This window comes from Mycobacterium paraffinicum, from assembly GCF_001907675.1.
Taxonomy (GTDB): Bacteria; Actinomycetota; Actinomycetes; order Mycobacteriales; family Mycobacteriaceae; genus Mycobacterium; species Mycobacterium paraffinicum_A.
Map to the genome: position 1 here is coordinate 20885 of NZ_MPNT01000006.1, position 22203 is coordinate 43087.

A 22203-nucleotide genomic window follows, 5' to 3' on the forward strand; every position below is an offset into this window, starting at 1 on the left:
GCGAGGATTCGCCGTTGCACCTGATCCTGGGCGACGAGGAACTGCTGGTCGAGCGGGCGGTGGCCGACGTGTTGCGGACGGCGCGCCAGCGGGCCGGCGTCGAGGACATTCCGGTCAGCCGCATGCGGGCGGGCGACGTCAGCACCTACGAGCTCGCCGAACTGCTGAGCCCGTCACTGTTCGGCGACGAGCGGATCGTCGTGCTGGAGGCGGCCGGGGAAGCGGGCAAGGAGGCGGCCGCGGTGATCTCCTCCGCCGCGGCCGACGTCCCGCTGGGCACGATGCTGGTGGTGGTGCACTCGGGCGGCGGGCGGGCCAAGGCGCTGGCCACCGAGCTGCAGTCGCTCGGCGCCGTCGTTCATCCGTGCGCGCGGATCACCAAGGCCAGTGAGCGGGTCGACTTCGTCCGCAAGGAGTTTCGCGCGCTGCGCGTCAAGGTCGACGAAGAGACCGTCACCGCCATGCTGGACGCGGTCGGCTCTGACGTGCGGGAGCTGGCGGCGGCTTGTTCGCAGTTGGTCGCGGACACCGGCGGCGTCGTCGACGCTGCCGCGGTCCGCCGCTACCACAGCGGCAAGGCCGAAGTGAAGGGGTTCGACATCGCGGACAAGGCGGTGGCCGGCGACGTCGCGGGAGCCGCCGAGGCCCTGCGCTGGGCGATGCTGCGTGGTGAGCCGCTGGTGGTGCTGGCCGACGCGCTGGCCGAAGCGATCCACACGATCGGGCGGGTCGGGCCGCTGTCGGGTGACCCCTACCGGCTCGCGTCGCAGCTGGGCATGCCGCCGTGGCGGGTGCAGAAGGCCCAGAAGCAGGCTCGGTATTGGTCGCGCGAGAGCGTGGCGGCGGCGATGAAGGTGGTGGCGGCGCTCAACGCCAACGTCAAGGGCGCCGTTGCGGACGCCGATTACGCGCTGGAGTCGGCGGTCAGGAAGGTGGCCGAGTTGGCGGCCAACCGAAACCGGTGAGCCGGGTTCAGAGCTTGTTGAGCGCGCGCGACAGCGCGGACTTCTTGTTGGCGGCCTGATTCTTGTGGATCACGCCCTTGCTGGCCGCTTTATCCAGCTTGCGGGTGGTCGCCGCCAGCAACTCGGTGGCCTTCTCTTTGTCGCCGGCGTGGGCGGCCTCGCGGAACGCACGCACGGCGGTGCGAAGCGACGATTTCACCGACTTGTTGCGCAGTCGAGCGCGCTCGTTGGTGCGATTGCGCTTCTGCTGCGACTTGATGTTGGCCACGCTTGTAGTTCCTTCTGCGATTCGACGTTTGCTTGGGCGCCGGATACCACCACGGCGACTGCCCAGGTTATCAGTCGGTTACGTTTTCTCCCAAAACGGGAACCCGTGGCCTGCCACAACGTCAATTTGAGGCAGCATCTAAAACCGTGAGTCTTCCTAGCCATCTTGAGGAAACCAGGGGGAAATTGCGCGCCGCGCGCACCGAGCGCATCTTCGGCGGATACAACACGTCGTCGGATGTGTACGCGATGGCGTTCGACGAAATGTTCGATGCGCAGGGCGCGGTGCGGGGGCCCTACAAGGGCATCCACGCCGAGCTCGCCCCGTCGGACGCCTCGGAGCTCAAGGCGCGCGCCGACGCGCTGGGCCGCGCGTTCATCGACCAGGGCATCACGTTCTCGCTCTCCGGTCAGGAGCGGCCCTTTCCGCTCGACCTGGTCCCGCGGGTGATCTCGGCCGCCGAATGGAGCCGGTTGGAGCGCGGCATCATCCAGCGCGTCAAGGCCCTCGAGATGTACCTCGACGACATCTACGGCGACCAGGAGATACTCAACGACGACATCATCCCGCGCCGCCTGGTCACCTCCTGCGAGCATTTCCACCGCGAGGCGATGGGCATCGTGCCGCCCAACGGTGTGCGCATCCACGTCGCCGGCATCGACCTGATTCGCGACGAAAAGGGGAATTTCCGCGTCCTCGAGGACAACCTGCGCTCGCCCTCGGGCGTCTCGTACGTCATGGAGAACCGGCGGACCATGGCGCGGGTCTTCCCGAATCTGTTCGCCACCCACCGGGTGCGCGCGGTCGACGACTACGCGTCCCATCTGCTGCGCGCCCTGCGCAACTCCGCGGCCACCAACGAGGCCGACCCGACGGTGGTGGTGCTGACCCCCGGCGTGTACAACTCCGCGTACTTCGAGCACTCGCTGCTGGCCCGCCAGATGGGCGTCGAACTGGTCGAAGGCCGCGACCTGTTCTGCCGGGACAACCAGGTCTACATGCGCACGACCGAGGGGGAGGTGCAGGTCGACGTCATCTACCGGCGCATCGACGACGCCTTCCTGGACCCGCTTCAGTTCCGGGCCGACTCGGTGCTGGGGGTGGCCGGCCTGGTCAATGCGGCGCGCGCCGGCAACGTCGTCGTCTCCAGCGCCATCGGCAACGGTGTCGGCGACGACAAACTCGTCTACACCTATGTGCCGACCATGATCGAGTACTACCTGGGCGAGAAGCCGCTGCTGGCCAACGTCGAGACCTACCGCTGCTGGCTCGACGACGAACGCGAAGAGGTGCTGGACCGGATCGACGAGTTGGTCCTCAAGCCGGTCGAAGGGTCCGGCGGTTACGGCATCGTGTTCGGGCCGGAAGCCTCCGAGAAGGAGCTGGCCACCGTCGCCAAGAAGGTTCGCGACGATCCGCGCAGCTGGATCGCCCAGCCGATGATGGAGCTGTCGACCGTGCCGACGCAGATCGGGAACTCGCTCGCGCCCCGATATGTCGACCTGCGGCCGTTCGCGGTCAACGACGGCGACGACGTGTGGGTGCTGCCCGGCGGGCTGACCCGGGTCGCCCTGGTCGAGGGCTCGCGGGTGGTCAACTCCAGCCAGGGCGGCGGCTCGAAGGATACGTGGGTGTTGGCGTCGCGGACCTCGGCCGGCGACCACGAGCTCCGCGCCGCGGAAGTGGTGCGCTCGCTGCCAGAGCCCGACCCGGAGCTGGACGGCGCGTCGCGGCACACGCAAACACAGTCGCAAAAGCAGTCCCCGCAGGAACAGCAGCTGCAGCAACAGCAGCGGCCGGGGAGGCGCTGATGCTGACTCGCAACGCCGAGGCGCTGTTCTGGATCGGTCGCTATGTCGAGCGGGCCGACGACACCGCCCGCATCCTCGACGTGGTGCTGCACCAGCTGCTCGAGGATTCCAGCGTCGACCCGGACCATACGTCTCGGCTGCTGCTGCGGGTGCTCGGGATCGATCCCCCGACCCACGACTTGGACGTGTGGTCATTGACCGACCTGGTGGCCTTCGGCACCAACGCATCGGGCGGTTCATCGATCGTCGACGCGATCACGGCGGCGCGGGAAAACGCGAAGTCGGCGCGGGAGGTCACGTCCAGCGAGATCTGGGAGTGCCTCAACGGCACCTACCATGCCCTGGCGGAACGCGAACGCGCCGCCAAACGCCTTGGGCCCCATGAATTCCTGTCCTACATCGAGGGCCGGGCGGCGATGTTCGCCGGGCTGGCCGACTCGACGTTGTCACGCGACGACGGATACCGCTTCATGGTGCTGGGCCGCGCGATCGAGCGGATCGACATGACGGTTCGGCTGTTGCTTTCGCGGGTGGGGGACAGCGCGTCGTCGCCGGCATGGGTGACGTTGCTGCGCTCCGCCGGCGCGCACGACACCTACTTGCGCACCTATCGCGGCGTGTTGGACGCCGGCCGGGTGGTCGAGTTCATGCTGCTCGACCGGCTGTTCCCGCGTTCGGTGTTCTATTCGCTGCGGCTGGCCGAACACAACCTCGACGAACTGCTGCATAACCGGCAGAGCCGGATCGGCGCCACCGGGGAGGCGCAGCGGTTGCTCGGGCAGGCCCGCAGCGAGCTGGAATTCGTGCAACCCGGCGTGCTGCTGGAGACGCTGGAGACCCGCTTGGCCGGGCTGCAGCGAACCTGCCGCGATGTCGGAGAAGCGTTGTCGGTGCAGTACTTTCACGTCACTCCGTGGGTGGCGTGGTCGGATGCCGCCGATCGCCGGCTGGTCAGCAGGCAGGGGGACGCCTGATGTGGCGGCTGCGGGTGGTGCACACCACCGGATACGCCTACCAGTCGGCGGTGACCGCTTCCTACAACGAGGCGCGGTTGACCCCGCGGTCGAACACGCGGCAGAACGTCATCCTCAATCGCGTCGAGACGATCCCGGCGACGCGGTCCTATCGCTACATCGACTATTGGGGCACCGCGGTGACGGCGTTCGACCTGCACGCGCCGCACACCGATCTCACCGTGACGTCGTCCTCGGTGGTCGAGACCGAGCGGCCTGAACCGGCGGTGACCGACGTCGGCTGGGACGATCTGCGATCCGAGGCGGTGATCGATCGGTTCGACGAGTTGCTGCGCCCTACCACGCACACCCCGGCGAGTAAAAAGGTTGCCGCCGTGGCCAAGAAAATCGCCAAGTCGCACCCGCCCGTCGAGGCCGTCGCCGCCGCGGCGCGCTGGGTGCGCGGCGAGCTGGACTACCTACCGGGCACCACCAGCGTGCACTCGTCGGGCCTGGATGCCTTGAACGCGGGCAAGGGCGTCTGCCAGGACTTCGTGCACCTGTCGCTAATGCTGTTGCGCGCCATGGGGATTCCGGCGCACTACGTGTCGGGTTACCTGCATCCCAAGCGCCACGCCGTAGTCGGGGACACGGTCGACGGGCGCAGCCACGCCTGGATTCAGGCGTGGACCGGGGGGTGGTGGAGCTACGACCCGACCAACGAGACCGAGATCTCCGAGCAATACGTCAGCGTAGGCGCCGGCCGCGACTACACCGACGTCCCTCCCCTGAAGGGCATCTACTCCGGTGAGGGCGCGACCGACCTCGACGTCGTCGTGGAGGTCACTCGGCTCGCTTAGCCGCACCGGCATAGCGTGCACGCATGAACGACACCGCGCGCCGGCCCGCAGGATTCTCGTTGCCGCTGCTTTCCGCGCTGTGCGTGGCGCTGCTCTTCGGCGGAATCGCCGTCGGGGTCGGCCTGGGCGGCGTGATGCCGTTGCCCTACGGCCCGGCGGCCGCCGTGGTGGCCTACGTCCGCGCTCAGCCGGTGGCCGTGCGCGTCATCGCCGTGACGACGTTCGCGTCGTCGGTGCCGTTGGCGGTCTACGCCGCGACGGTCAGCGTCCGGCTGCAGCGCCTCGGGGCGGCCGGGCCGGGAGCCGCGACCGCGCTGACCGGGGGAATCTTGGCCACCGGGGCGCTGGGGCTGTGCGGATTGCTGGCCTGGCCGCTGTCGCAGCCCGAAGTCGGCGGGAATGCGACGTTGGTCCGTGCCCTGTATTTGCTGGTGTTCCTGGTCGGCGGGCCGGGACACATCGTCGCCCTGGGTCTCATGGTGGCCGGCATGGCGGCAACCTCGCTGAACCTGGGGACGCTGCCGCGGCCGGTCGGCTGGGCCGGCCTGGTAATCGCCGCCCTCGCCGAATCGGCGTTCGGGGTGTTGATCTGGCCGGATCTGGGCGTCCTCCTGCCGATCGCTCGGGTGCTGGCGTTGTCGTGGCTGGTGCTGGCCGGGGCGTTGTTGCCGTTGCGGCGCAACGACATTCGCTAGTAGAGAGTTATGGGGCGTCGACCTCGACGCGATGCAGGTCGTCGCCGAGCTCGATCCGCCCGCCGAAGCGCGAGGCGGCCAGCGCCCGCCACTGTTCTTCTTGGCCCGGCACCAGCGCCGGCACGTAGTGCGTCATGACGAGTGAGCCGACCCCCGCACGGGCGGCGGTTTCCGCCGCTTCTTCGACGGACGAGTGGTAGTCGCAAATGTCCTGCAGCCGCTGTTGCGGGATGTTGCCGACGATGTCCTTGCGGATCACGGTGTGCACCAGCGCGCCGGCGCCGGCGGCCAGCTCGTCGAGGCCCGCGCACGGCACGGTGTCCCCGGCGAGCACCACCGACGCCGTCCCGTAGTCGATCCGGAACCCGATGGTCGGCGCTACCGGTCGGTGATCGGTGGGCGCGACGCGGATCGCCACGCCATCGCGGTCCCACACCGCCCCGTCGGTGCATTCCCGGACCTCGACCGCCGGCGGGGCGTTCAGATCGGCGTGGTGGGCGAGCCGGTACTCGATGTCGTGGCGGAACGCGTGCAGTGTGGACTCGACTGTTTCCGCGGTCCCGGGCGGTCCGATGATCGGCAGCGGCGCGGGGTCGGGTGCGAAGGTGCTGATCCACCGGGTGATCAGGAGATCACCGAGGTCTCCGATGTGGTCGCTGTGCAGATGGGTGATCAGCAGCGCCGACAATCCGGCCGCGCCTACGCCGACCGCCGCCGCGCGCTGCAACACGCCGCGCCCGCAGTCCACCAGAAACACCTGCCCGCCGGCCCGCACCAGAGTCGAGGGCCCGGCGCGGTTGGGGTCGGGGATCGGGCTTCCCGTCCCGAGCAGCGTGATCTCGATCATGGCCCTTATCTTGCAAGGCCGGGGCCTACCCAGTGGCCCAATCGTGCGATCCGACTCGGCGCGGCGTCAGGCGCCGGTTTCGGGCGCTGACGTCAGGGTATGGACACGGATCGGCCACTGGTTCTCGCTGTGGCTTTTGCGCCGCGCGAGTTGGCCGTAGCCTGGTGTGAAGCCGATCACAACCAGCTGGAGGCCTCGATGCGGATTGCAGACGTCTTGCGGAACAAGGGCGCGGCGGTGGTGACCATCAATCCCGAGGCAACAGTCAAAGAACTGCTCGCGGGCCTGGCCGAGCAGAACATCGGTGCCATGGTGGTGGTCGGCGACGAGGGTGTCGTCGGTATCGTCTCCGAGCGCGACGTCGTGCGTCAGCTGCACACCCATGGCGCCAGCGCGCTGTCGCGGCCGATCTCGAAGATCATGACCGCAACGGTAGCCACCTGCACGAAAGCCGACACGGTGGACTCGCTGAGCGTGCTGATGACGAAGAACCGGGTGCGGCACGTCCCGGTGCTCGACGGCAAGAAGCTGATCGGCATCGTCAGCATCGGCGACGTGGTGAAGACCCGCATGGAAGAACTCGAGGCCGAGCACGAGCAGCTGCAGTCCTACATCACCCAGGGCTGAGCGCCGCTTCGCCGAACGCGCAGTCAGCGCGGAAATTCGGCCGTTCGCTCGGGCCGGTTACGCCCTGCTGAGGCGTTAGCTCCACGCATAGTCGGCACGCAACCGCGCGGCGACCAGGTCGAAGATTTCCCGATCCAGGATCGCGCCCTCGCGGCGGATGCTTTCTTCCGGCACGTCGAGCACCCGGTCCAGCCGGACCCAGCTGGGCCTGCCCTCGTAATCCCACGCCCCCGAACCGATCCCGATCCAGTCCCGGTCCTCGGCGTGGCGCTCCTGGCTGGACACCATCAATCCCAGCAACACGCGGCGATCCCGCCCCACGACGAGCACCGGCCGGTCCTTGCCGCGGGTGGGGTCGTCCTCGTAGACCACCCACGTCCAGACGATCTCGCCGGGATCGGCTCGGCCGTCGAGGTCGGGGGCGTAGACGAGCTTGCGCGCTCGGTGGGCGGTGGGGAAGCTCGTGCTGGTCACCGGCCGGCCGGCGGTGACGGCGGGCGATTGCGGCGCGGCGGCCGCGATGACGTTCGCGGTGATCTTCACGGCCTGCTGCAGTTCCCGCAGCACCGTCTGCGAGTTCTGCACGTGCCTGGCCAGCCGCGGAGCCCGATCGAAGACCAGGTTCTCGGCAAACCGCTGGAACGTCTTCCACTGGGATTTGCGGGCAGACGCCATATTCGCAGCATAGACGCGCGCGCGTGGGTGCGATTGTGTCCAAGTAGGTCCCGGACACCCGGCCTAGATACCCTGGACATACCAACTGAGCCGGCGTTCACGCCGCCGCAAGCATGTGCAGACCAGGAGATTCCCATCAGCAGTTTCGCCGACAAGACCTTCACCGCGCCGGCGCAGATTCGGAACTTCTGCATCATCGCCCACATCGACCACGGCAAGTCCACACTGGCGGACCGGATGCTTCAGCTCACCGGCGTCGTCGACGAGCGGTCGATGCGCGCGCAGTACCTGGACCGGATGGACATCGAGCGCGAGCGCGGGATCACCATCAAGGCGCAGAACGTGCGGCTGCCCTGGAAGGTCGGCGACGAGGAGTACGTCCTGCACCTGATCGACACCCCGGGCCACGTCGACTTCACCTACGAGGTGTCGCGGGCGCTGGAGGCGTGTGAGGGCGCGGTGCTGCTGGTCGACGCGGCCCAGGGCATCGAGGCGCAGACGCTGGCGAACCTGTACCTGGCACTGGACCGCGACCTGCACATCATTCCGGTGCTCAACAAGATCGACCTGCCGGCCGCCGATCCGGACCGCTACGCGGGGGAGATCGCCCACATCATCGGCTGTGAGCCCGGCGACGTGCTGCGGGTGTCCGGCAAGACCGGTGAGGGCGTCGCCGACCTGCTCGACCACGTCGTGCGCGAGGTGCCGCATCCGCAGGGCGACGCCGACGCGCCCACCCGCGCGATGATCTTCGACTCGGTCTACGACATCTACCGCGGTGTGGTGACCTACGTCCGGGTGATGGACGGCAAGATCGTCCCGCGGGAGCGCATCCTGATGATGTCCACCGGCGCCACCCACGAGCTGCTCGAGGTGGGCATCGTCTCGCCCGAACCGAAGGCCAGCGCGGGCCTGGGGGTGGGCGAGGTCGGCTACCTGATCACCGGCGTGAAGGACGTTCGCCAGTCCAAGGTCGGCGACACAGTGACGACGGCGCGGCACGGCGCGACCGAGGCGCTGACGGGATATCGCGAACCCAAGCCGATGGTCTACTCGGGCCTGTATCCCGTGGACGGCTCGGATTACCCCGTTCTGCGCGACGCCCTGGACAAGCTGCAGCTCAACGACGCGGCGCTGACGTACGAGCCGGAAACGTCGGTGGCGTTGGGCTTCGGCTTCCGGTGCGGGTTCCTTGGCCTGCTGCACATGGAGATCACCCGCGAACGCCTGGAGCGCGAGTTCGACCTCGACCTGATCTCGACGTCGCCGAACGTCGTTTACCGGGTCATCAAAGACGACGGGACCGAGATCGTGGTGACCAACCCGTCGGATTGGCCCGAGGGCAAGGTGCGCACGGTCTACGAGCCGGTCGTCAAGACCACCATCATCGCGCCCAGCGAGTTCATCGGCACCATCATGGAGCTGTGCCAGTCGCGCCGCGGCGAGCTGGGCGGCATGGACTACCTGTCGCCCGAGCGCGTCGAGTTGCGCTACACGATGCCGCTCGGCGAGATCATCTTCGACTTCTTCGACTCGCTGAAGTCACGCACCCGCGGTTACGCCAGCCTCGACTACGAGGAGGCCGGCGAGCAGGAGGCCCAGCTGGTCAAGGTCGACATCCTGTTGCAGGGTGAAGCCGTCGACGCGTTCAGCGCGATCGTGCACAAGGATTCGGCGTCCGCGTACGGCAACAAGATGACCACCAAGCTCAAGGAGCTGATTCCCCGCCAGCAGTTCGAGGTGCCGGTGCAGGCCGCCATCGGCTCGAAAATCATTGCGCGCGAGAATATCCGGGCAATTCGCAAGGACGTGCTGTCCAAGTGCTACGGCGGCGACATCACCCGCAAACGGAAACTGCTGGAAAAGCAGAAGGAAGGCAAGAAGCGGATGAAGACCATCGGGCGGGTGGACGTGCCGCAGGAAGCGTTCGTGGCGGCGCTGTCCACCGACGCCGCCGGCGACAAAAGCAAGAAGTAGTCGTGATGCTGATGCGAGCCGTTGGAGTGGTCGGTCTCGGCCTGCTCGGAACTGGATGCGTCACGACGGTGGCCGGAACCCCAACGCGCACCGGCCCCCTCGGCCTGGCCGCGTTGCCGCTCGGACAGGTCTTGCCGGACACCGCCGAGATCAGCGCCGCCGTCGGGAACGAGCTCCCGCCACACAGTCCGCCGTTGGTTGGTGGTATCGATGTGCTGCCCAATGGGATTCGTGATGCTGGTGGCGCCACCCCTATCGAATGCCTCGGGGCCGTCGCCCCCGCGATGCGCCTCGTCTATGAAAAGGGCCCGGTGCGCCGTGTCGCGACGCAGGGCTACTGGAACTACGGCTCCGGCATACAAGTGTCCAGCGCATCAGCAGCGGCGATCGAGCTGGCGACCACGTCCGACGCGCAACGACTCTTCGCGTCGTTCGTTGAGCAATGGCGACGCTGCACGGACACCACGGTCACCACCGACACACACGACCAAAGCAACACCGAGTTGTACTCGAAGGTGACCGACGTCCGCGTCGACGGGCCGATACTGTCCGCTACCGTCATCGCGTGGGACAACCATCACACGCCGCCATCCCCGGATGAGCGGGCGGTCGGAACCACGGGCGACGTCATCGCTGACGTCAAAGTCGCCGTCGGGCCGCACGCGCAGGCCGGGACCCGGGCCATTCAAGTCGTTCAGGCGATGTTGCGAAAAGTCTCGAGCACCAACTGATGTCGACACGCCGGACCATCCTCACCTGCCTGCTGGCCGTCGCGCTCGCCACCGGCTGCACTGTCGACGGCACCGCGCGGCCCGCGCCGAATCTGAAGCCCCAGCCGGTCATCGGGCAACCCGTCAAGAAGGTGCTTCTCGACGACGCTGAGCTGTCGAAGCTCCTGGGCCAGTCCTTCGGAAGCAAGAACGAACTCCCGGCGCGGTTCGGCGGTCCCGAGGTGCTGGCGCCGGCTTTCGGCGCGGTCTCGCCCGCCAACTGCGTCGGTGTCACCTCGATGATGGTGAAGGACGCCTACCGATCCGCCGACGTCAAGAATGCCGCGCGGGAGACGTGGTGGAACCAGCGCGGGCCGGCGAAGGTGATCAGTGTGGCCGAGGGCGTGGTCGCACTGTCCAGCGCCGCCGGGGCCGCGGTGTTGTTCCAACAGTTCGCACAGCAGTGGCGTGACTGTGAGGGCACGACCGTGACCATCGGGCGCCCCAGCATCATCACCGACCGTCCCGCAATCGTCTTCTCGGACAGCATCTCTGAGGTAAGGGTCTCCGAATCCGTTCTGGCCGCGACCATTTCGATCGACACCCAATTGCCCGGAATACCGTCGAGCGGGCCCCGGCCCGAGGCGCGCGCCATCGGCGTGCGGGGGAACTGCCTCGTCGAAGTCGAAGTGGCGTTCTTCAATTCAACCCGCTCGTCGGACGAGGGTTCCGGCGATGTGCACCGCAGCGCCATCGACATCGCGCACGCGATGATGGACAAGGTCAGCGCGCTGGGGTGAGGCCGGGAAGGTCGGGGACGAAGTGAAGAACCGCTGGCGCGTTCCGGCCGTTGTGATCGCGGTGCTGCTGGCCAGCGGCTGCACCGAAACCACTTCCGGCACAGCAGTTCTAGCGCCGAACGCGGGGCACGTGCCAGCCATCAAACGGGCCTTGTTCGACGGCACCGCGCTGGCGAAACTGCTCGGCCAGCCGTTCCAGCCCTACCCGCATTACTCGGAGTTCGGGGGCGCCGACAAACTGGGAAACGCGTGGGATGACGCGCAACCCGCCGACTGCATCGGCGTCGTCCATTGGATGCAGCGGGGCCCGTATGCCCCGGCGCCGATACAACAAACCGCCGCCGAAATGTGGGTACACAAAGGCGATTCGGTGAAGATCGACAGCGTCGAGGAAGGTGTCGTCGCGTTGCGGTCTGACGCGGACGCCGCCGCGCTATTCGCCAGGTTCGCCGCGCAGTGGCAGAAGTGCGACGGAACCACGCTGACCGTCAAGCCTGTCGATGTCTACGGTTTGGATGCCATCTCCGACGTGCGCGTCGCGGATTCGGTCGTGGCGGCGACGGTTTCGATGGGGTCCGGCCAACACTCGGTTTTGAATGCCATCCCCACGGCCCGGGCGCTTGGCGTCAAGGGGCCGTACGTGGTGGAGATGACGGTCGACTTCATTCCCATTTATGGTCCAGCGGATCAGGGCAACGGCGACATCAACACCACCGCCATCGACCTCACCCACGCGCTGATGGACAAACTCAGCGCCCGCAGCTGACGCGGCGCCGGCTGCACTTAGCGCCACGAGCTACATCGGCGCGTTGGCAGGCTGGAACATCCCCGAGCCGTCGGCCTCCTCCTCGGCGCGGATCACGTGCACCACCGCGTTGATCAGCGCCAGGTGGGTGAACGCCTGCGGGAAGTTGCCCAGGTGCCGGCCGGTGCGCGGCTCGATCTCCTCGGCGTAGAGGTGCAGCGGGCTGGCGTAGGACAGCAGCCGCTCGCACAGCCGCTTCGCCCGCGCCACCTCGCCGATCTCCACCAGCGCCGACACCAGCCAGAACGAACAGATCGTGAACGTGCCTTCCTCGCCAGACAGCCCATCGTCTGTCTCCTCGACCCGGTAGCGCAGCACCAGCCCTTCCGAGGTGAGTTCGTTGGCGATGGCCAGCACCGTGTTGCGCACCCGCGGGTCGTCGGGCGGCAGGAACCGGGTCAGCACCACCAGCAGCAGCGAGGCATCCAGCGCGTCGCTGCCGTAGCGCTGGGTGAACACCCCGCGGGCGTCCACTCCGTGCTGCAGGATGTCCTCCTTGATCTCCTCGGCGATCGCCCGCCACTGCTGCGCATAGCTCTTCTCGCCTTGCCGCTCGGCCAGCTTCGCCCCGCGGTCGAGCGCGACCCAGCACATCACCTTCGACGAGGTGAAATGCTGCGGCTCGCCGCGGACCTCCCAGATGCCCCGGTCGGGTTCGCGCCAGTGCTTGATGGCCTCTTCCACCTGCTTCTTGAGCACCGGCCACAGGGTCTCGGGGACCTGCTCGCGCGACTTGGCGTGCAGGTAGAAGGAGTCGAGGATGGAACCCCAGATGTCGTGCTGAACCTGGTCGTAGGCGCCGTTGCCGATGCGCACCGGGCGCGCATGGTCATAACCGGACAGGTGGTGGAGTTCCTCCTCCACCAGGCTGCGCTCACCGCCCACGCCGTACATCACCTGCAGCGGGTGCCGCTCGTTGCTGTTGGCGCCGGACACATCGGCGATGAACGCGAAGAAGTCGTCGGCCTCGCGGTCCAGTCCCAGCGTGTATAGACCCCACAACGCGAACGTGGAGTCGCGCACCCACGCGTAGCGGTAGTCCCAATTGCGCTCGCCGCGAGGCGTTTCCGGTAGCGACGTGGTGCTGGCCGCCAGCAGCGCCCCGGTGGGGGAGTACGTCAAACCTTTCAGCGTGAGCGCGCTGCGCTGCAGGTAGGCCCGCCACGGATGGTCGGGGAAGTTGCCGATGTTGATCCACTGCCGCCAGCATTCGGTGGTCTGCCACATCTTGTCGGCAGCCTCTTCGTAGGTCTGCGGCGCCGGGTGCTTGGTCCAGCTCAGGGCGACGAACACGTCGTCACCCTCTTTCATCCGGGTGCGCGCCCGCGCTTCACGGCCCTCCAGCCCGATCCGCAGGTTGCTGGTGAGCCGTAGCGTCGGGTGGGCGTCGGGCTGCTTGGTCGCCCGGGCCACCGCCTCGCCGTACGCGTTGGCCGAGTACTCCCAGGTGGCGCCGACGCGGTGGTAGTCGAAGGCGGGCTCGCAGCTCATCATCAGCTCGACCGTGCCGCTGACGCAGCGCACCGTGCGCAGCAGGATGTGCTCGGCGTCCCAGTCCATGGGCGTGCGGCGGTGCGTCCTCGACCGGCGCTCGATGTCGTGCCAGGGCCCCATCACCAGCGCGTCGCGCACGATCAGCCACCCGGTGTGGGTTTGCCAGGTGGTCTCCATGATCAGGCTGCCGGGCAGGTAGCGGCGGGCCGAGGGCACCGAGACCCCGTAGGGGCCGAGCCGGAAATGGCCGGCGCTGCGGTCCAGGATCGCGCCGAACACGCTGGGGGAGTCCGGCCGGGGCACGCACAACCATTCGACGGACCCGGCGGGGGAGATCAGGCACGTCGTCTCCCAGTCCGACAGGAACGCATAGTCGGCGATGGGCGGAAATGGGTTTCGCAGCGCCCCGCTGGAAGCCAGGGGCGCTGGTGCGCTGAAGTCGATGGGTGACGGCAGGACCGCCGGGGCCGCTTCAAATGCCTCCTCGGGCATGGCGTCGGCGGGCTGGTCGTCGGGCTGGGCGTGCAGGACCATCCCGACATCATCATCTGTTGAGCGGTCCCCCGTCCATTCTTTCGCCGACGTGGCGTCACTCTTTGTCAACCGCGGCGTCGGGCGAACCTCGGGGCGTGCTCGGGCAGCGGGCCGATCGCGACGAGGTAGCCGAGTAACCGCCGCAGGGGTGTGGATCGGCCCACCAGCCGCACGCCACGCGGCGCGCGGTCCTCGTTGCGGGCCACCGCCGCGGCGATCACGTTGGCATGGATGCCCCGTTGCGCGGCCTGGAGCAGCGCGGTGGGTAGCCAGCGGCGCGCCTGCACCCGGGCCAGCCGCCAGGTGGGCACCCGGCCCGCGCGCAACGCGCCGGCCAGGATGCGCGCCGCGGCCACCGCGTCGGCCACCGCGAGATTGATGCCGATCCCGCCGACCGGCGACATCGCGTGCGCGGCGTCGCCGATGAGCAGGACCCCGTCGGCGTACCAGCGGCGAAGCCGATTCAGTTGCACGTCAAGCAGTTTCACGTCGTCGAACGATGTCAGCGTCTGCACGCGGTCACCCAGCCAGGGCACCATCGCGACCAGCACCCGGTGCAGCGCCTCGATGCCCTCGGCCCGCAGCTGGGTGTCGGTTCCCTTCGGGATGATGTAGGCGATCTGGTAGTAGTCGCCGCGATCGATCACGACGACCGCGTGCCCGGCCCGCAGCACCCCGCCCAGCCCCCGCGGATCGCCGGGGTGGCGGGGCAACCGGAACCACCACACGTCCATGGGTGCGCCGAAGCTGTGCGGGACGAGGCCAACCGCCGAACGCACCGTGGAGGAGCGGCCGTCGCAGGCGACGGTCAGCTCGGCGCGCATGGTCCTGAGCTCGCCGCCCCCGTCGCGATAGGTGACCCCGACGACGCGGTTCCCGTCCCGGATCACGCCGGTCACCTCGGTGCTGCGCAGCAACCGGAAGTTCGGCTCGGCCTCGGCGGCGGTGGCCACCAATTCCAGGAAGTCCCATTGCGGCACCAGGGCGATGTGTTTGTGCGCGCCGGGCAGGCGGGTGAGGTCGAGGGCCACCGGTTGGTTCTGTATCTCCATGCGGATCGTGTCGATGAGGCGATGCGGAATCTCGGCGAACCGGGAGCCCAAGCCCAGTTCGTCGAGCAGCCGCAAGGTGCTCGCGTGCACGGTGTCGCCGCGAAAGTCACGCAGGAAGTCGGCGTGCTTTTCCATCACCGTGACGTCGACGCCGGCCCGGGCCAACAGCAGGCCTAGCACCATGCCCGCCGGGCCGCCACCGGCGATCAGGCAGGCCGTCGCCTCGGGCGTGGGCGGCGGGGCGGACATGCGCCGATCTTGGCACATTGGAATTCCGCTGCAGGGCCGAATAGGGTGAGCCGCGTGACCGCGTTCCTGAATTGGTGGGACGGCAATGAGCTGTGGCTTTCCGGGCTCGCTTTCGTGCTCCAAGCCATGGTGGTGATGCCGGTCGTGCTGGTGGTGGCCGCGGTCACGGCGGGGCTGCTCGACGGCCTGCTCGGCAAGAGCATCGCCCTGATGCGCCGTGCCCGCCACGCCGGTGAGGCGCCCGGGTAACCCGCATGCCTCGGTCGCACGTGACATTGATTCTGGTCGCGCTCGTGGTGCTGGTCATCGTCGCGTGGTGGCTGACGCACTGAGCGCAGGTTGCTGGCTCGACCCCTCGAGCGGTGGCGGGCCTGCCGATTCCTGTTAGGCTTCCCGCCATGCACGTGACATCCGCTGTGGAGCGCCATGTCTTCGTGCACTGTTGTCGCTGACTGCCAAACCCGTGTGCGGTCTGGTATGGGTTCGTGAGGTCTCCCTCCGGTTAAAGGCGCCTTTCCGCAGCAACGGGACAATCGTCCGTAAGTCCCCGTCCTGGAAGGCCCGAATGCCCAACCACATCGCAAGGCGCTGGCGACCGGTGACTGTCTTCGCCCTCGTCGTGGCGGTCATCGCGGGCTGTAGTGGCGGGCCCAGTGACGTCGTGGGCGGCAGCGGCCCCAACAACGCGCACACGAGCATCACCCTGGTCGCCTATTCGGTCCCAGAACCCGGCTGGAGCAAGGTGATTCCCGCGTTCAACGCCGCCGAGGAAGGCAAGAGCGTCCAGGTGATCACGTCCTACGGCGCCTCGGGCGACCAATCCCGCGGCGTCGTCGACGGCAAGCCCGCGGACGTCGTGAACTTCTCGGTCGAGCCCGACATCACCCGGTTGGTGAAGGCGGGCAAGGTCTCCAAAGACTGGAATACCGACGCCACCAAGGGAATTCCGTTCGGGTCGGTGGTGACGTTGGTGGTACGTAAGGGCAATCCGAAGAACATCAGGGACTGGGATGACCTGCTGCGGCCGGGAGTGGAGGTCATCACGCCCAGTCCGCTGAGCTCGGGATCGGCCAAGTGGAACCTGCTGGCGCCGTATGCGGTCAAGAGCGAGGGCGGCAGCAACGCCCAGGCCGGGGTCGAGTTCATCAGCAAGTTGGTGCATGAACACGTCAAGCTGCGTCCCGGTTCGGGAAGGGAGGCCACCGATGTTTTCGTCCAGGGCAGTGGGGACGTGTTGATCAGTTACGAGAACGAGGCGATCGCCACCGAGCGCGCGGGCAAGCCGGTCGAGCACATCAACCCGCCGCAGACGTTCAAGATCGAGAACCCGGTGGCGGTGGTGACCACCAGTCCGCACCTGGACGCCGCGGTCGCGTTCAAGAACTTCCAATACACGGCCGCCGCGCAGAAGGTGTGGGCCCAGGCCGGTTTTCGGCCGGTCGATCCGGCCGTCGCCGCCGAATTCCGTGACCAGTTCCCGGCGCCGGCGAAGCTGTGGACGATCGCCGACCTCGGCGGCTGGACCCCGGTCGACCCGCAGCTGTTCGACAAGAGCACCGGCAGCATCACCAAGATCTACACGCAGGCCACCGGATGACGGCCGCGATCTCGCCTGACCCCCAGGCCGTGAGGCCCGAACTCGCCCCTTCCGAGGGCGGCGCCGGGCGCCGCCCGGCGAAGGCCCGGCGCGCCCGCGGCACCACGTCGCTGCGGTTGGGTGTGGCGACCCTGTGGCTGTCGGTGATCGTGCTGTTGCCGCTGGCCGCGATCGCCTGGCAGGCCGCCGGCGGCGGCTGGCACGCCTTCTGGTTGGCGGTCACCTCCAACGCGGCGTTGGAGTCGTTCCGGGTGACGCTGACCATCTCCGCCGGGGTCACCCTGGCCAACCTGGTGTTCGGCCTGGTGATCGCCTGGGTGCTGGTGCGCGACGACTTCGTCGGCAAGCGCCTCGTCGACGCCATCATCGATCTGCCCTTCGCGCTGCCCACCATCGTCGCCAGCCTGGTGATGCTGGCCCTCTACGGCAACAACAGCCCGGTGGGTCTGCACCTGCAGCACACGGCGTGGGGCGTGGCGGTGGCGCTGGCCTTCGTGACGCTGCCGTTCGTGGTGCGCGCGGTGCAGCCGGTGCTGCTGGAAATCGATCGGGAGACCGAGGAGGCGGCGGCGTCGCTGGGGGCCAGCGGCCCGAAGATCTTCACCTCGGTGCTGTTGCCGTCGTTGACGCCGGCGTTGTTGTCCGGTGCGGGTCTGGCGTTCTCGCGTGCGATCGGCGAGTTCGGTTCGGTGGTGCTGATCGGTGGTGCGGTGCCGGGCAAGACGGAAGTGTCGTCGCAGTGGATACGGACCCTGATCGAGAACGACGACCGCACCGGCGCCGCCGCGATCTCCATCGTGTTGCTGTCGATCTCGTTCGTCGTGCTGTTCATCCTGCGCATCGTCGGTGGGCGCGCGGCCAAGCGTGAGGAGCTGGCCCCGTGACATCATCGCGCCGGGTTCGCTACCTCATCCGATTCGTCGCGCTGGCATACATTTTCGTGTTGCTCATTGTCCCGGTGGCCCTGATCCTATGGCGGACTTTCCGGCCGGGCTTCGGCCAGTTCGTTGACTGGGTCAGCACGCCCGCGGCGATCTCGGCGCTGAACCTGACGTTGCTGGTCGTCGCCATCGTAGTGCCCCTCAACGTGGTATTCGGCATCCCGACCGCTTTGGTGTTGGCGCGCAACCGGTTTCGCGGTAAGGGCGTGTTGCAGGCGGTCATCGACCTGCCTTTCGCGGTGTCGCCCGTGATCGTGGGTGTGGCCCTGATCCTGTTGTGGGGATCGGCCGGCGCGTTCGGCTTCGTCGAGAAGGACCTGGGGTTCAAGATCATCTTCGGGCTGCCCGGCATCGTGTTGGCCAGCATCTTCGTCACACTGCCGTTCGTGGTGCGCGAGGTGGAGCCGGTGCTGCACGAATTGGGGACCGACCAGGAAGAGGCGGCCGCGACCCTGGGATCGGGCTGGTGGCAGACCTTTTGGCGGATCACGCTGCCGTCCATCCGGTGGGGTTTGACCTACGGCATCGTGTTGACCGTCGCCCGCACGCTCGGCGAATACGGCGCCGTCATCATCGTGTCGTCGAACCTGCCGGGTAAGTCCCAGACGCTGACGTTGCTGGTCTCGGATCGGTATAACCGCGGGGCCGAATACGGCGCCTACGCGCTGTCGACCTTGTTGATGGGCGTTGCGGTATTGGTGCTGATCTTCCAGGTGGTTCTGGACCTTCGCCGGGCCCGGGCGGACAGATAGGCTGGACATGGAGACTTGTAGATGACCGAGAACGACAACCGGCCCGTCGACCACGCCATCATCGTGCGGAATGCCAACAAACGCTATGGCGACTTCGTGGCGCTGGACAACGTCGACTTCGTCGTACCGTCCGGCTCGTTGACGGCACTGTTGGGTCCCAGCGGCTCGGGCAAGTCCACCCTGTTGCGCGCCATCGCCGGGCTCGATCAGCCCGACAGCGGGACGATCACGATCAACGGCCATGACGTCACGCGGATCCCGCCGCAGCGACGCGGCATCGGGTTCGTGTTCCAGCACTACGCGGCGTTCAAGCACCTGACCGTTCGCGACAACGTGGCCTACGGACTGAAGATCCGCAAGCGGCCCAAGGCGGAGGTCAAGGCGAAGGTCGACAATCTGCTGGAAGTCGTGGGGCTGAGCGGCTTTCAGAACCGTTACCCCAATCAACTGTCCGGCGGTCAGCGACAGCGGATGGCGCTGGCGCGGGCGCTGGCGGTCGACCCCCAGGTGCTGCTGCTCGACGAGCCGTTCGGCGCGCTGGACGCCAAGGTGCGAGAGGACCTGCGCGCGTGGCTGCGCCGCCTGCACGACGAGGTGCACGTCACCACCGTCCTGGTCACCCACGACCAGGCGGAAGCGCTTGACGTCGCCGACCGGATCGCCGTGCTCAACCACGGGCGTGTCGAGCAGGTGGGTTCGCCGACCGAGGTCTACGACGCGCCGGCGACGGCCTTCGTCATGTCGTTCCTCGGGGCGGTGTCCACCTTGAACGGCAATCTGGTTCGCCCCCATGACATCCGGGTGGGCCGCAACCCCGAGATGGCCATCGCGGGCGGCGACGGCACCGCCGAGTCGATCGGGGTGGTACGGGCCACGGTCGATCGCGTGGTCGTGCTGGGGTTCGAGGTGCGAGTGGAATTGACCAGCGCCGCCACCGGGGGCCCCTTCACCGCTCAGATCACCCGGGGCGACGCCGAGGCCCTGGCCCTACGCGAGGGCGACACCGTGTACGTGCGCGCGACGCGGATGCCGTCCCTTCCCGCTGAGGACGCCGCCGACTCCGGCAGCCGTCCAGGCGGAGCGGGCGAGAATCAGACCACGCTGACGTCGGCGTGACGCAAGGCCGCGGTCAGGAGGCGTGCAGCCCGCACTCGGTCTTGGCCAGCCCCTGCCAACGCCCACTGCGCGGGTCGGCCCCAGCCAGCGGCTTGGCCGTGCAGGGAGCGCAGCCGATCGATGGATATCCGTCGTAGACAAGCGGATTGACCAGCACACCGTGCTCGTCGATGTAGTTCTGCATGTCCTCGTCGGTCCACGTCGCCAGGGGATTGATCTTCACTAGCTTGAAGCCCTCGTCGAAACCGATCACCGGAGCGTTGGCACGCGTCGCCGCTTCGCTGCGCCGTAGTCCGGTGACCCAGGCGGAGTATCCACTCAGAGCCCTGCGCAGCGGTACGACCTTGCGCAACCGGCAGCACTCGCCCGGATCCCGGGAGAACAGGTTTTTACCCAGCAGCTGGTCCTGCTCGGCCACCGTCTGCTCTGGGGTGATGTTGAGCACGTGGATGTCATATACCGACTCCACCGCGTCTCGCGTTCCGATGGTTTCTGCGAAGTGGTAACCGGTGTCCAGGAAGACCACCGGGACGCCGGGCCGGACCTTCGAGGCCAGGTCGATCAACACGGCCTCCTGCATGCTGGAGGTCAGCACGTAGTTGCAGGTGGCCCAGCCGCGGGGTCCGTTGACCCCGCCGAAGGTCTCATCCGTCCAACGCAACACCTCGGTGGCGCTGGCACCCCGAAGCTCCGCGGCGCCACGCGCCGCCAGTTCCCGCAGCTCCGCTTCGGTCCGTTTCGTTGCTTGTTCACTCATCGTAAATCGTCCTCATCCGCCCGAATCGCCCACTGCGCGAACCGTTCTCCCGCACTGCGGTGTTTGATGAAGTTGCGTACCACCCGGTCGATGTAGTCGCCCAGCTCGTCGCTGGTCACCTTGTGCTGGCGCAGCTTCCGCCCGAATCCGCTGTCCAGCCCGAGGCTGCCGCCCAAGTGCACCTGAAAACCCTCGACCGAGCCCCCGTGGCCGTCGTCCACCATTTGGCCCTTGAAGCCGATGTCGGCCACCTGAATTCGCGCGCACGAGTTCGGGCAACCGTTGATGTTGACCGTGATCGGCACGTCGAGTGAAGAGTTGATGTCCTCGAGCCGGCGCTCGAGCTCCGGCACCAACACCTGCGCCTTACCGCGGGTCTCGGCGAACGACAACTTGCAATACTCGATCCCGGTGCAGGCCATCAGGTTACGGCGCCAGTGGGACGGTTTGGTCTGCAGCCCGAGCGTCTCGAGCCCGGCGAGCACCTCGTCGAGTTTGTCGTCGGCGATGTCGAGGATGACCAGCTTCTGGTATGGGGTGAACCGGATCCGGTCCGAGCCGGCCTTGTCCATCAGGTCGGCCACCGCCGAGAGGATGGACCCCGAGACCCGCCCGGCGATCGGCGCCGCGCCGACGGCGTTGAGCCCGTTTTTGAGCCGCTGCACCCCGATGTGATCGATCGGATGTTTGAGCGGCTCTGGGGCCGGGCCGTCGATCAGCGGCCGTTTGAGGTACTCCGTTTCGAGGACTTCGCGGAACTTGTCCATGCCCCAGTCCTTGATCAGGAACTTCAGCCGGGCCTTCGACCGTAGCCGCCGGTAGCCGTAGTCGCGGAATATCGACGTCACGGCCTCCCAGACCTCGGGCACCTCGTTCAGGGGCACCCAGGCGCCGACCCGCTGGGCCAGCATCGGGTTGGTGGACAGTCCACCGCCGACCCACAGGTCCAGGCCGGGCCCGTGCTCGGGATGGTTGACCCCGATGAAGGCGATGTCGTTGATCTCGTGCGCGACATCCTGCAGACCCGAGATCGCGGTCTTGTACTTGCGGGGCAGGTCGGCGAAGTCCGGCTTGCCGATGTAGCGGCGCACGATCTCGTCGATCGCCCAGGTCGGGTCGAGCACCTCGTCGAGCGACTCACCGGCCAGCGGCGAACCCAGGATGACACGGGGGCAGTCACCGCACGCCTCGGCCGTCTGCAGACCGACGGCGGCGAGCCGCCGCCAGATCTCGGGGACGTTTTCGACCTCGATCCAGTGCATCTGCACGTTCTGCCTATCGGAGATGTCGGCGGTGTCGCGACCGAACTCCGTCGAGATCTGGCCGACGGTGCGCAGCGCCGCGGCCGACAGCGCGCCGCCGTCGCAGCGCACCCGCATCATGAAGTACTTGGCTTCAAGCAGATCGGCATTCTCGTCACCGGTGAACGTGCCGTCATAGCCCTGTTCGCGCTGGGTGTAGAGCCCCCACCAGCGGAAGCGGCCGCGCAGATCACTCTTGTCGATGCTGTCGAAGCCGGCCTTGGCGTAGACGTTCTCGATGCGTTCGCGCACCTCGAGCGGGGCGCCGGCATGCTTCATCTCTTCGTTGGGGTTGAGCGGTTCCCGATCTCCCAGCGCCCACTGGCCCTCGTTGCGGGGCTTGGCGGGACGGGCTGTGGTCATCTCGGAGGTCTCCTTCGAACATCGCAGGCATGAAAGCGCAGCTCACCGGTGGTA

The 22203-nt window shown here is 67.6% G+C and carries 21 protein-coding genes and 1 pseudogene; 15 read left to right on the forward strand and 7 right to left on the reverse strand.

Features of this window, described 5'->3' with window-relative positions; all coding sequences use genetic code 11:
• Positions 1–14: 14 nt before the first annotated feature.
• Positions 15–965, forward strand: coding sequence for a DNA polymerase III subunit delta (holA, locus tag BRW65_RS08670; protein ID WP_139272961.1), 951 nt, complete (start codon positions 15–17; stop codon positions 963–965).
• Positions 966–972: 7 nt separating this feature from the next.
• Here the strand turns inward: holA and rpsT are convergent, their stop codons facing one another.
• The gene (gene rpsT / locus BRW65_RS08675) at positions 973–1233 is read right to left on the reverse strand and encodes a 30S ribosomal protein S20 (protein ID WP_073873568.1); all 261 of its coding nucleotides are present in this window, start codon (positions 1231–1233) and stop codon (positions 973–975) included.
• Between the two features lie 146 nt (positions 1234–1379).
• On the opposite strand from rpsT, the gene BRW65_RS08680 reads away from it, so the two are divergent.
• The 4 genes from BRW65_RS08680 to BRW65_RS08695 are packed head-to-tail and all read left to right on the forward strand — an operon-like array spanning position 1380 to position 5552.
• Positions 1380–3044 carry a circularly permuted type 2 ATP-grasp protein gene (locus BRW65_RS08680; protein WP_073873570.1) on the forward strand — a complete coding sequence of 555 codons (1665 nt, stop codon included), beginning with the start codon at positions 1380–1382 and terminating at the stop codon, positions 3042–3044.
• Positions 3044–4018, forward strand: coding sequence for an alpha-E domain-containing protein (locus BRW65_RS08685; RefSeq protein ID WP_073873572.1), 975 nt, complete (start codon positions 3044–3046; stop codon positions 4016–4018). The genes BRW65_RS08680 and BRW65_RS08685 overlap by 1 nt, the downstream gene beginning before the upstream one ends.
• Positions 4018–4857, forward strand: a complete 840-nt coding sequence (locus BRW65_RS08690; RefSeq protein WP_073873574.1) for a transglutaminase family protein — start codon at positions 4018–4020, stop codon at positions 4855–4857. The genes BRW65_RS08685 and BRW65_RS08690 overlap by 1 nt, the downstream gene beginning before the upstream one ends.
• Before the next feature lie 23 nt (positions 4858–4880).
• The gene (locus BRW65_RS08695; protein ID WP_073873576.1) at positions 4881–5552 is read left to right on the forward strand and encodes a hypothetical protein; all 672 of its coding nucleotides are present in this window, start codon (positions 4881–4883) and stop codon (positions 5550–5552) included.
• Between the two features lie 7 nt (positions 5553–5559).
• Here BRW65_RS08695 and BRW65_RS08700 read toward each other — a convergent pair whose 3' ends face one another.
• On the reverse strand, positions 5560–6399 hold the full coding sequence (locus BRW65_RS08700) for a ribonuclease Z (RefSeq protein WP_073873578.1): 840 nt from the start codon (positions 6397–6399) through the stop codon (positions 5560–5562).
• A gap of 198 nt (positions 6400–6597) precedes the next feature.
• On the opposite strand from BRW65_RS08700, the gene BRW65_RS08705 reads away from it, so the two are divergent.
• A complete protein-coding gene (locus BRW65_RS08705) occupies positions 6598–7026 on the forward strand; it encodes a CBS domain-containing protein (protein ID WP_073873894.1) in 429 nt (142 codons plus the stop codon).
• A gap of 75 nt (positions 7027–7101) precedes the next feature.
• Here BRW65_RS08705 and BRW65_RS08710 read toward each other — a convergent pair whose 3' ends face one another.
• Positions 7102–7701 carry a type II toxin-antitoxin system PemK/MazF family toxin gene (locus tag BRW65_RS08710; protein WP_073873580.1) on the reverse strand — a complete coding sequence of 200 codons (600 nt, stop codon included), beginning with the start codon at positions 7699–7701 and terminating at the stop codon, positions 7102–7104.
• Between BRW65_RS08710 and lepA the strand changes: the two are divergent.
• The 4 genes and pseudogenes from lepA to BRW65_RS08730 all read left to right on the forward strand — a co-directional run bounded on the left by lepA (position 7683) and on the right by BRW65_RS08730 (position 11954).
• Positions 7683–9678 (forward strand): annotated as a pseudogene (lepA, locus tag BRW65_RS08715) (translation elongation factor 4). The gene BRW65_RS08710 and the pseudogene lepA overlap by 19 nt on opposite strands.
• A 5-nt stretch (positions 9679–9683) precedes the next feature.
• Entirely contained in the window at positions 9684–10409 is a 726-nt protein-coding gene (locus BRW65_RS08720) for a sensor domain-containing protein (protein ID WP_244168051.1), read from the forward strand.
• Positions 10409–11188: a sensor domain-containing protein gene (locus BRW65_RS08725; RefSeq protein WP_073873582.1), complete on the forward strand. Its 780-nt coding sequence runs from the start codon at positions 10409–10411 to the stop codon at positions 11186–11188. Before BRW65_RS08720 ends, BRW65_RS08725 begins: the two co-directional genes overlap by 1 nt.
• A gap of 22 nt (positions 11189–11210) precedes the next feature.
• On the forward strand, positions 11211–11954 hold the full coding sequence (locus tag BRW65_RS08730; RefSeq protein WP_073873584.1) for a sensor domain-containing protein: 744 nt from the start codon (positions 11211–11213) through the stop codon (positions 11952–11954).
• A gap of 30 nt (positions 11955–11984) precedes the next feature.
• On the opposite strand, the gene BRW65_RS08735 is transcribed toward BRW65_RS08730, so the two are convergent.
• The gene (locus BRW65_RS08735) at positions 11985–14021 is read right to left on the reverse strand and encodes a glycoside hydrolase family 15 protein (RefSeq protein WP_073873586.1); all 2037 of its coding nucleotides are present in this window, start codon (positions 14019–14021) and stop codon (positions 11985–11987) included.
• Positions 14022–14086: 65 nt separating this feature from the next.
• Positions 14087–15322 carry an FAD-dependent oxidoreductase gene (locus BRW65_RS08740; RefSeq protein WP_073873588.1) on the reverse strand — a complete coding sequence of 412 codons (1236 nt, stop codon included), beginning with the start codon at positions 15320–15322 and terminating at the stop codon, positions 14087–14089.
• Between the two features lie 54 nt (positions 15323–15376).
• Between BRW65_RS08740 and BRW65_RS08745 the strand changes: the two genes are divergently transcribed.
• The 5 genes from BRW65_RS08745 (at position 15377) to BRW65_RS08765 (ending at position 19728) form a co-directional block, all read left to right on the forward strand.
• Entirely contained in the window at positions 15377–15571 is a 195-nt protein-coding gene (locus BRW65_RS08745) for a hypothetical protein (RefSeq protein WP_066952819.1), read from the forward strand.
• Between the two features lie 316 nt (positions 15572–15887).
• Positions 15888–16919 carry a sulfate ABC transporter substrate-binding protein gene (locus BRW65_RS08750; RefSeq protein ID WP_073873590.1) on the forward strand — a complete coding sequence of 344 codons (1032 nt, stop codon included), beginning with the start codon at positions 15888–15890 and terminating at the stop codon, positions 16917–16919.
• Positions 16916–17803 (forward strand): sulfate ABC transporter permease subunit CysT, encoded by an 888-nt coding sequence (gene cysT, locus BRW65_RS08755; protein ID WP_073873592.1) that lies wholly within the window; start codon positions 16916–16918, stop codon positions 17801–17803. The genes BRW65_RS08750 and cysT overlap by 4 nt, the downstream gene beginning before the upstream one ends.
• Positions 17800–18612 carry a sulfate ABC transporter permease subunit CysW gene (gene cysW, locus BRW65_RS08760; protein ID WP_073873594.1) on the forward strand — a complete coding sequence of 271 codons (813 nt, stop codon included), beginning with the start codon at positions 17800–17802 and terminating at the stop codon, positions 18610–18612. Before cysT ends, cysW begins: the two co-directional genes overlap by 4 nt.
• A gap of 21 nt (positions 18613–18633) precedes the next feature.
• Positions 18634–19728, forward strand: a complete 1095-nt coding sequence (locus BRW65_RS08765) for a sulfate/molybdate ABC transporter ATP-binding protein (RefSeq protein ID WP_073873596.1) — start codon at positions 18634–18636, stop codon at positions 19726–19728.
• 13 nt (positions 19729–19741) lie between these two features.
• Here the strand turns inward: BRW65_RS08765 and BRW65_RS08770 are convergent, their stop codons facing one another.
• Positions 19742–20485, reverse strand: a complete 744-nt coding sequence (locus BRW65_RS08770) for a phosphoadenylyl-sulfate reductase (RefSeq protein ID WP_073873598.1) — start codon at positions 20483–20485, stop codon at positions 19742–19744.
• Positions 20482–22149, reverse strand: coding sequence for a nitrite/sulfite reductase (locus BRW65_RS08775; protein ID WP_073873600.1), 1668 nt, complete (start codon positions 22147–22149; stop codon positions 20482–20484). Before BRW65_RS08775 ends, BRW65_RS08770 begins: the two co-directional genes overlap by 4 nt.
• Positions 22150–22203 lie beyond the last annotated feature (54 nt).